At 66.3% G+C, this 9,536-nt stretch carries 6 protein-coding genes; 2 read left to right on the top strand and 4 right to left on the bottom strand.

The genetic code is table 11. The features are described 5' to 3' along the window. Positions 1-36: 36 nt before the first annotated feature. A complete protein-coding gene (locus tag A5766_RS00530; RefSeq protein WP_039855096.1) occupies positions 37-1,266 on the bottom strand; it encodes an aminotransferase family protein in 1,230 nt (409 codons plus the stop codon). 115 nt (positions 1,267-1,381) lie between these two features. On the opposite strand from A5766_RS00530, the gene hrpA reads away from it, so the two are divergent. Further along, the gene (gene hrpA, locus A5766_RS00525) at positions 1,382-5,422 is read left to right on the top strand and encodes an ATP-dependent RNA helicase HrpA (protein WP_005204589.1); all 4,041 of its coding nucleotides are present in this window, start codon (positions 1,382-1,384) and stop codon (positions 5,420-5,422) included. Here the strand turns inward: hrpA and nrdR are convergent. Further along, positions 5,396-5,956: a transcriptional regulator NrdR gene (gene nrdR, locus A5766_RS00520; protein WP_039855095.1), complete on the bottom strand. Its 561-nt coding sequence runs from the start codon at positions 5,954-5,956 to the stop codon at positions 5,396-5,398. The genes hrpA and nrdR overlap by 27 nt on opposite strands. Positions 5,957-6,100: 144 nt before the next feature. Next, a complete protein-coding gene (locus A5766_RS24810) occupies positions 6,101-6,727 on the bottom strand; it encodes a LysM peptidoglycan-binding domain-containing protein (protein WP_231894498.1) in 627 nt (208 codons plus the stop codon). A gap of 224 nt (positions 6,728-6,951) precedes the next feature. Between A5766_RS24810 and lexA the strand changes: the two genes are divergently transcribed. Further along, entirely contained in the window at positions 6,952-7,692 is a 741-nt protein-coding gene (gene lexA, locus A5766_RS00510) for a transcriptional repressor LexA (RefSeq protein WP_005204583.1), read from the top strand. Between the two features lie 45 nt (positions 7,693-7,737). Here lexA and ptsP read toward each other — a convergent pair whose 3' ends face one another. Beyond that, the gene (ptsP, locus tag A5766_RS00505; RefSeq protein WP_082946569.1) at positions 7,738-9,453 is read right to left on the bottom strand and encodes a phosphoenolpyruvate--protein phosphotransferase; all 1,716 of its coding nucleotides are present in this window, start codon (positions 9,451-9,453) and stop codon (positions 7,738-7,740) included. Positions 9,454-9,536 lie beyond the last annotated feature (83 nt).

Below are 9,536 nucleotides of genomic sequence, written 5' to 3'. Positions count from 1 at the left end.
ATCAGCCCAGCTTTGACCGGGCCGGCTTCAATCGACTCAGCCCAGCGCTGCGCCGATACGGTCGGCCAGCTCGCCGACCTCCGCTGTCGTCATCACGAACGACGGCGACACCTGCAGCGCGCCCTGGCCTGCGGCGCGAGTGCTCACGCCGTGCTTACGCAGGGCACCGACCGCTGCGGGCGCCTGCGCCGGATCGGCGAGTTGGACGGCCGTCACCGCACCGAGTCCGGTGCGCACCTCGGACACCGCGGCGAGGTCGGCGAGCGGGGCGAGCTTGTCTGCCAGGTCGCCCTCGAGCCTCGCCGCCTCGGCTAGGAGGCCCTCCCGCTCGATGATGTCGAGGTTGGCCATCGCGGCTGCCGCGGCTCCCGCGTGGCCGCCGTAGGTGTAGCCGTGACGCCACCAAACACCACCGGCGTAGAAGGGTTCGGCGACACGCGGTGCGATGAACACCGCACCCATCGGGACGTACCCCGACGTCAAGCCCTTGGCCGTGGTCATCATGTCGGGCTGGAGGTCGAAGCGCGCCGAAGCGAACCAGCTCTCGCCGCCGATACGGCCGAAGCCGGTCACCACTTCGTCGGCGACGAACAGCACGTCATTGTCGCGGCAGATCTGTCGGACCTCGGCCAGATAACCCTCGGGCGGAAGGTAGATGCCGCCTGCACCGATGATCGGCTCGCAGAAGAACGCGGCGACCTTGTCGGCGCCGACGCGTTCGATCAGACCGAGCAGGCTTTTGGCGTCGTCCCACTCGACGGTCTGTGCGTCGGGCATCAGGGTTCCGTAGCCGTCGTGGTTACCGGGGATGCCCGCGAGCGAGGTGCCCGCGACATGCATGCCGTGGTAGGCCTTGGTCCGACCGACGATGATCGTCTTCTCCGGCTTGCCGACCTCCACCCAGTAACGCCGCGCGAGTTTCGCAGCGGTGTCGATCGAGTCGCTTCCGCCGGAGGTGAAGAAGATCTTGCTCCCGGCAACCGGCGCGATGGTCGCAAGCCGGTCGGCGAGCGCGTCGGTGACGTCTGCGGTGAGATCGCCGAATCCCGAATAGTGCGCGAGCGTCGAGAGCTGATCGGCCACCGCCTGCGCGACCTCGGTGCGCCCGTGACCGATGTTGGTGAACCACAGACCGGCGGTGGCGTCGAGATACTCGTTGCCATCGCGGTCCCACACGCGGGTGCCCTCACCCCGCGTGATCACAAATGGGCCGCTTGCGCTGACCGACCCCATATCGGCGAATCCGTGCCACAGTGAACCTGACATGGGGTCAATGATGCCCGGCGGCATCGCGGTCAGGGCACTCAGGGTCGTCAGTACGTTCACCGGCGAGAGGTCGGACTGCGTCCCACCATGTACCGACACATATCCTTGAAAGATCATGTCCGTCTCCCCCGAATCACAGCCCGGCGACTCCACCGCCGCGGCGACGCAGCCTTCTTCGACGGATCAACGCTCGCTTCGACGTCGACTGACCGATCTGACGATCGTCGACCAGCACCGCCTTCGACGCCGCGTCGACAAGCTCGGTGCGTCGCCGAACGCCGATGCGGTGGCGGCACTCTCGCAAGACATCGACGCCGCCTCACGACGCATCGAGCGTCGTCGAGCATCCGTTCCGGTGCTCGAGTTCCCACCGGAGCTACCGGTCTCGGAGGCCCGCGACGAGATCGCAGCCGCGATCGCCGCTCACCAGGTCGTGGTGATCGCGGGCGAAACCGGATCGGGCAAGACCACCCAGCTTCCCAAGATCTGCCTGGAGCTCGGCCGAGGCGTGCGCGGCGCCATCGGTCACACCCAGCCGAGGCGTATCGCCGCGAGTTCCGTGGCACGGCGTATCGCCGACGAGACGAACACCGAGATCGGCGATGCCGTGGGGTACTCGGTGAGGTTCTCGGACCGCTCCGGCGCCGACACTCTCGTGAAGGTGATGACCGACGGCATCCTGCTGCGCGAGATCGCCACCGATCCGATGCTGCGCGCCTACGACACGCTGATCATCGACGAGGCGCATGAACGAAGCCTCAACATCGATTTCATCCTCGGCTACCTGCACCGACTGCTCCCCCGTCGCCCCGACCTCAAGCTCATCATCACGTCGGCGACGATCGAACCCGACAGATTTGCGCGGCATTTCACGACACCCGACGCCGAGGTCCCCGTCCTCGAGGTGTCGGGGCGGGCGTACCCCGTCGACGTCCGCTACCGCCCGCTCGTCTCCTCCGACGGCCCCGACACCGGTGACGAACGCGGTGGCGGCGAGCACGCCGACCTCGACCAGATCCAGGGCATCGACGCCGCCATCGACGAGTTGTGGGGGCGCAGCAACGCCGGTGGCGACATCCTGGTGTTTCTGCCCACCGAACGTGACATCCGTGAGGCGGCGGACTCGCTGTCCCGACGCGTCGCGGCGGGTGCCGAGGTGGTTCCGCTGTACGCACGATTGTCGATCGCCGAACAACAGAAGGTGTTCACACCGTCGCGTGGCAATCGAATCGTGTTGTCCACCAACGTCGCCGAGACCTCGCTGACCGTCCCGGGCATCCGCTACGTCATCGACACGGGTACCGCACGTATCTCGCGATACTCGGCGCGCACCAAGATCCATCGACTTCCGGTCGAACCGATCTCGCAGGCGAGCGCCCGCCAGCGCGCCGGGCGGTGCGGGCGAGTTGCCCCCGGCATCTGCATCCGCCTGTACAGCGAGGCCGACTTCGACGCCCGCCCCGCCTTCACCGACCCCGAGATCCTCCGCACCGACCTTGCCTCGGTCATCTTGCAGATGGCGTCGCTGCGGCTCGGCGACATCGCCGACTTCCCCTTCGTCCAACCTCCCGACGCGCGCGGAATCCGCGACGGCATCGGAGTTCTCACCGAGCTCGGTGCGATCACGACGACCGACAAGACCGACACCACACCGCGATTGACGCCTGTCGGACGCACGATGTCGCGCATCCCGGTCGAGCCGAGGGTCGCGCGCATGCTGATCGCCGGGCACGAATCCGGTTGTCTCGCCGACGTTCTGGTCATCGCCGCCGCGCTGTCGATTCCCGACGTTCGTGAGCGGCCCGGCGATCATCGCGAGGCTGCCGACGCTGCACACAAGCGGTTCGTCGTGCCAGGGTCCGACTTCATGGGTTACCTCGCACTGTGGCGCTACCTTCAGGAGAAACGACAGGAACTGTCCGGCAACCAGTTCCGCCGCACCTGCGAGCGCGAGTTCCTCCACTACCTCCGCATCCGCGAATGGCAGGATCTGCACCGACAGCTACGGCGCATCGTCGACGATCTCGGCTGGTCGACGAACGACGCCGGAACATCGAAAGAGTCTGGAACATCAAAAGAGTCTGGGGCGTCGAAGAATTCCGGCGAGCCTGAGGTGTCACACCACACCGATGCGATCCACCAGGCGATACTGTCCGGGCTCCTGAGCAACATCGCCGCGCGCAACGCCGAGGGTCGGGAGTACACGGGCGCACGCAACACGACCCTGATGATCTTCCCCGGCTCGTCACTCTCCAAGAAGCCGCCCGCGTTCCTGATGGCCGCCGAGATCCTGGAAACGTCACGACTTTTCGCGCACACCGTCGCGGGAATCGACCCGCTGTGGGCCGAACGACTCGCAGGCGACCTGGTCAAACGCACATACAGCGAGCCGCACTGGTCGTCGAAGCGCGGTGCGACGATGGCATACGAACGTGCGACGCTCTACGGCGTCCCGTTGGTGGCCCGACGCCGCGTCGACTACGGCCCCATCGACCCCGCGGCGGCGCGCGACATGTTCATCCGGCACGCCCTCGTCGAAGGCGATTGGAAGACGAATCATCCGTTCTTCGAACGCAATCGGGCGCTGCTGTCCGACGCCGCCGAAGTCGAACACCGCGCACGACGCCGCGACGTGGTGATCACCGAAGACCAACTGTTCGACTTTTACGACCATCGCATCGGCGCCGAGGTCACCTCGGCACGCCACTTCGACACCTGGTGGAAGAAGGCGCGCAGAGCCGACCAGGCGCTGCTCGACCTCACCCCGGAGGACGTCGCCGCCGACGTCCACGTCGCCGATGCCGACTATCCCGGCGAGTGGCAACAGGGCGATACCCGCTACCGCCTGCGCTACCGATTCGAGCCCGGCGCGCCCGATGACGGTGTGTCCGTACTCATTCCGCGTCCACTGTTGCGGCACGTGCGTCCTGCTGGCTTTGACTGGCTGGTCCCGGGAATGCGCAGCGAACTCGCCACCGAGTTGATCAAGACACTGCCCAAGACCATCCGCAAAACGATGGCCCCCGCCGGACGATTCGCCGATCTCGCTCTGTCTCGCCTCACCCCACGCCGCGAGCCGCTTATCACGGGCCTCGCGCGTGAACTGTCGACGATCACCGGGCAGACGATTGCGGCTGACGACTTCGCTCCCGAGAGACTCCCCGCCTACCTTCGGATGAACTTCGTCGTAATCGACGAGCGCGAGGAGTCGGTCGCCACCGGCAAGTCCCTTGCCGACCTCCGCCGACGCATCGAGGGTGACGCGCCCGCGCCGACGCCGCGTCGGGTGTACACGACGTGGACGACAGACGGAATCGGAACACTCGCCGAGTCGAACGTCGATACCGTTGCCGGACAACAGATCACACGCTATCCGTCACTCGAGGTCGTCGACGGAGAGCGCAACCGTGGGGTGGCACGGACGCTCGCGACGTCGGACGCACAGCGACGTGTGCAACTGCACGGTGCCGTCATCGAACTGCTCGACCACGCGATCGCGCCACTCTCGCGCAAGATCAGCGCAGGACTCGACCCGGCGGATCGACTGGCACTGAGTCAGAGTCCCTACGAGTCGCCCGACGCGCTGTATTCCGACTGCACCCGCAGGGCGATTCGCGACATCGCGCCCGCAGCAGTCGATCTCGGCTCGATCCGCACGCCGTCGGCCTTCGAAGAACTCGTCTCGGCGCTCCGGCCGCGTATCTCAGCGGCGGCGCCGGAGTACTTCGCGCTCGCCGTCGAGGTCTTGCGCGAGGTGGCTCCCCTACGTGCCGAGATCGACCGCCACTCGGGTCAGACAGCGTGCGACGACGTCGCCGAACAGTTCAACAACCTGGTCTTCGATGGATTCGTCCTGGCCACGGCACGCGAACACCTGCAGCACGTTCCGCGATACCTGACCGCCGCACGGCAGCGTCTCGAGCAACTTCCTGCCGCGGCCACTCGCGACCGCGATGGAATGGCCGCCATCGACAGAGTCACCGAGCGCTGGAACCAGCGCCTGACACAGCTTCCCGAATCGCGCCGAGACACCGTCAGCGAGGAAGCGCAGTGGATTGTCGAGGAACTTCGGGTCAGCCTCTTCGCCCAGAAGCTCGGGACCGCCTACCCCATTTCGGAGAAGCGCGCGCTACGAGCTCTTGACCGACTCGGTTGACACCGGACGCGCTGAACTCGACGCAGCATCGACAGTGTCGTCGCGGGTGGCGGGTGTGTCGAGGTCGTCTGCGCCTTCGTGGGATCCGGTGAGGTTGCCCCGGAGGTCGTCGATCTCACGCTGGAAGTCTTCGAGCGAATCGAACGAGCGATAGACCGAGGCAAAACGTAGATATGCCACCTCGTCGAGGTCGCGCAGCGGGCCGAGAATGGCCAGACCCACCTCGTTGCTGGGGATCTCAGCGGAACCCGACGATCTCACCGCGTCTTCGACCTGCTGAGCCAACTGCGCGAGATCGTCTTCGTTCACGTGACGTCCCTGGCACGCGCGGCGCACCCCGCGCATCACCTTTTCTCTGCTGAACGGCTCCGTCACTCCGTTGCGCTTCACGACTGCCAGAACAGCACTCTCAACCGTGGAGAAACGTCGCCCACATTCGCTGCACGCGCGACGTCGGCGGATCGCCTGCCCCTCATCGGCGACACGCGAATCGACGACCTTGGTGTCTTCGTTCTTACAAAACGGGCAGCGCATGTAGTCCTCGTGCGAATCGCGGGACGCAGCGGCTCCGTCGATCTGGCTTGGTCCGATCGTCTGACGACCGGCGGAAGCGAGACCGCAGCGGTGACCGTGTCGGTTTCCGACTGGACCCTGTGACATCGAGAATACCGCCAGCGCTCAGCGGTACGCGGGTGTGACAAGCGGTTGGCCAACGCGCAGCCCGCTCGACGGCAGATCGTTGAGGTCGATGATCTCGTCGATGACGGTCTGACGCGGCATATCGGGCGCGACCCGCGCCGCGATCGAGCTCAGCGATTCACCGGAACGCACGTGGACCACCTGCGTGGAGGTCGACGACGGCATGCTCGCCCGCTGGTAGTCGGCACCGACGGTCCCGACGACCCACACGGTCAGCGCCAACCCGACTCCGGCGAGCACCGCCAAGACCGCTGCGCGCCGGCGACGGGCAGCCACCATCTCGCCGACGCCACCGGCGCATCGCGTGCCTGCCGGACGTGTAGAGGTGCCGTGATCGAACGCAATCCGACGTCGGCGCTGCGGCGAGACGTCCGCGCCGGCCCGTCGGACCTCACTTGTTCGAACATGTCCCGCCACACGCAGCTCTTCGCTACGCACGGCATTCGACGATGCGCGTCCACTGACCACCGTGGCGCGGTGAACTCGAGAACGCGTCGTCGACGCAGGTCGGGGCGTTGCAGATCGGGTGGTCGGCGGTGTTGCCGCGGATGCACTCGACGGGCTGGGAATCGTGCGGGTCACCGGGTTGGTCATCAAGCTGGTCATCGCTACCTCCAATGGTCGATCAAGCGTTCGATGCACTGATGTTCGAGTTCTACCAGAGGGGTCCGACAAAGTCCTGCGACACGTCGAACAAATGTTTGATGTTGTCAGTGGCCTCCGCTACTGTCGGCGCCAGACGATGGATGAAAGACGCACCCCACCACCTGCTCCACAACAGCAGCCGGTTCACAACAGCAGCCGCATCAACATCAGGAAGGACGGAACCGATGACAGAGAAGTCACGACGCAGCCCGACGTCGCCCAAGGGCAACGGTCGCAGCGTCGAAGGCAAGAAGAGCGGAGGCGGCGAGGAGACACCGATCCATCCGGCCGTCGCCGAGGCAACACTCACCGATCGCCAGCGTGGCGTCCTCGATGTGATCCGAAAGTCGGTACGCGAGCGTGGATATCCGCCGAGCATCCGAGAGATCGGCGACGCCGTCGGCCTCACGTCCACCTCATCAGTGGCACACCAGTTGCGCACTCTCGAGCGCAAGGGCCTGCTGAAGCGCGACGCCAACCGTCCGCGAGCGGTCAACGTCTCCGAGGCTCCCGATGCACATCACTCCGATGCCATCAACGGAGATCTCCCGACCCCCACGTTCGTTCCGGTACTCGGCCGTATCGCGGCGGGCGGTCCGATTCTCGCGGAGGAGGCGGTCGAAGACGTCTTCCCGCTCCCGCGTGAGCTCGTCGGTGAGGGCTCGTTGTTCCTGCTGCGCGTCGTCGGCGAATCGATGATCGACGCCGCGATCTGCGACGGCGACTGGGTTGTCGTACGTCAGCAGAATGTCGCCGACAACGGCGACATCGTCGCAGCGATGATCGACGGCGAGGCGACGGTGAAGACCTTCAAACGCAAAGACGGCCACGTCTGGCTGATGCCGCACAACCCGCTCTTCGATCCGATCCCCGGCGACGACGCCGCCATCCTCGGCAAGGTCGTGACGGTCATGCGCCGGGTGTGATGCGCTGAACCGGGCCCCGCAGGTCATTGACCAGCGGGGTCTGTATCAGTGGTCGAGTTTTTCGGCTGCGGCACGTCGGGCGAGTGCCGGACTCGAGGTGGCAAGCGCGGCAGCGGCCGCGGCTCGGCACTGCTCCATGGTCACCGTCGACAGCTTCGCCCCGACTGCTGCTGTCGCCGCCGGAGCCGCCGACAGCGAGGTGACTCCCAGTCCGACGAGCACACACGCGAGCGACGGGTCGGCCGCGGCCTCACCACAGACGCCGACGGGTTTGCCCTGCTGGGCGCCGGCGGTCGCGACCTGCGAGATGAGTGCGAGCACCGCGGGTTGCCACGGGTCGGTCAGTTCGGCAAGTTCTGCCGACATCCGGTCGGCGGCCATCGTGTACTGCGTGAGGTCGTTGGTTCCGATCGACACGAAGTCGACCTCGGCCAGGATCGCCGGCGCCAGAATTGCCGCTGCAGGGATCTCGATCATCACGCCGGCCGTCAGACCACGCTGACGGACGAGATCGGCGAACTGTGCAGCCTCTGCGGCCGTGGCGATCATCGGTGCCATGACCCACGGCGTCGTGCCGGATGCTTCTGCCGCGCGCGCGATCGCGTCGAGTTGAGTTCGCACGATTTCGGGGTGGTCATCGCCGATTCTGTTACCGCGCACGCCGAGTGCGGGGTTCGCCTCGTCCGGGTGCTCGATGAAGGCCAGCGGCTTGTCCGAGCCGGCGTCGAGCGTTCTGATGACGACTTTTTGGCCCGCGAACGCCTCGAACACGTCGCGGTACAGACGTGTCTGCTCGTCGACATCGGGTTCCTCTGCCCGGTCGAGAAATGCCAACTCGGTGCGGAACAGCCCGATCCCCTCGACCGGCGCATCGGCCGCGCGACGCGCCGACACACCATCGGCGACATTCGCCAGGATGGCGACGTCGGTGCCGTCAGCAGTCCGGCCAGGGCCACGCCACGCAGCAACAAGCGCTGCCTCCGCAACACTGCGCTCGACGAGTTCGCGCGCCTCGGACTCCTCCGGTTCGACGGTGATCGACCCCGCACCGCCGTCGAGCAAAACCATTGTGCCGCTGGTGATCTCACTCAATCGAGCCACGGCGACCACGCACGGGATGCCCAATTGACGCGCGATGATGGCGGTATGACTGGTCGGTCCGCCGAGACGCGTGGCCAGCCCGACGATCACAGCGGGATCGAGCCCCGCGGTATCCGCGGGAGCGAGGTCGTCCGCGAAGAGGATCGACGGTTGGCTCGGCGTCGGAATTCCCGGCTCCGGCCGGCCGAGCAACTCGGCGACCACCCGGTCACGCACGTCGTTGAGGTCGGTGATCCGCTCTGCCATCAACCCGCCGAGTTTGGCGAACATCTCGGAGAACTGCGCCGTGGCCGCGACTGCGGCAGCAGGTGCCGACGCCCCCTTCGCGACACGGGACTTTGCCGCACCGATCCATCCCCGATCCTCGGCCAACCCGGCGGTCGCGGCAAGAACCTCGGCCGCAGCTCCCGACGCGTGTGATGCGCGATCACGCAGTCTGCCCGCGACGACTGCCGCGGCGGCGACGAGACGTTCCGACTCCGTGTCCCGCTCGCCCTCGGCGAGGACGCGATCAGTGCCGAGTGACGTCTCGTCGTACTCGACGCGCCCACCCGGCCACAACACCGGCCCGTAGGCAAACCCCGCGACGACGGGTGTTCCCGTCAACTCTCCCTGACCGTTCATGGTGACCCGATTCTCCGTTACCAGGTGATTCTCCATTGCGTCTGCTGCCTTCCGGGTCGATCGGCCGGGTGCGGTGATCTGTGAGGAATACCCGGCGTCGTGAATTTCTGTGATCAAAG

The organism is Gordonia sp. 852002-51296_SCH5728562-b (assembly GCF_001665475.1).
Classification (GTDB): domain Bacteria; phylum Actinomycetota; class Actinomycetes; order Mycobacteriales; family Mycobacteriaceae; genus Gordonia; species Gordonia sputi.
Note: the sequence above shows the minus strand (reverse complement) of the source record. Positions and strands in the feature narration are given on the sequence as shown.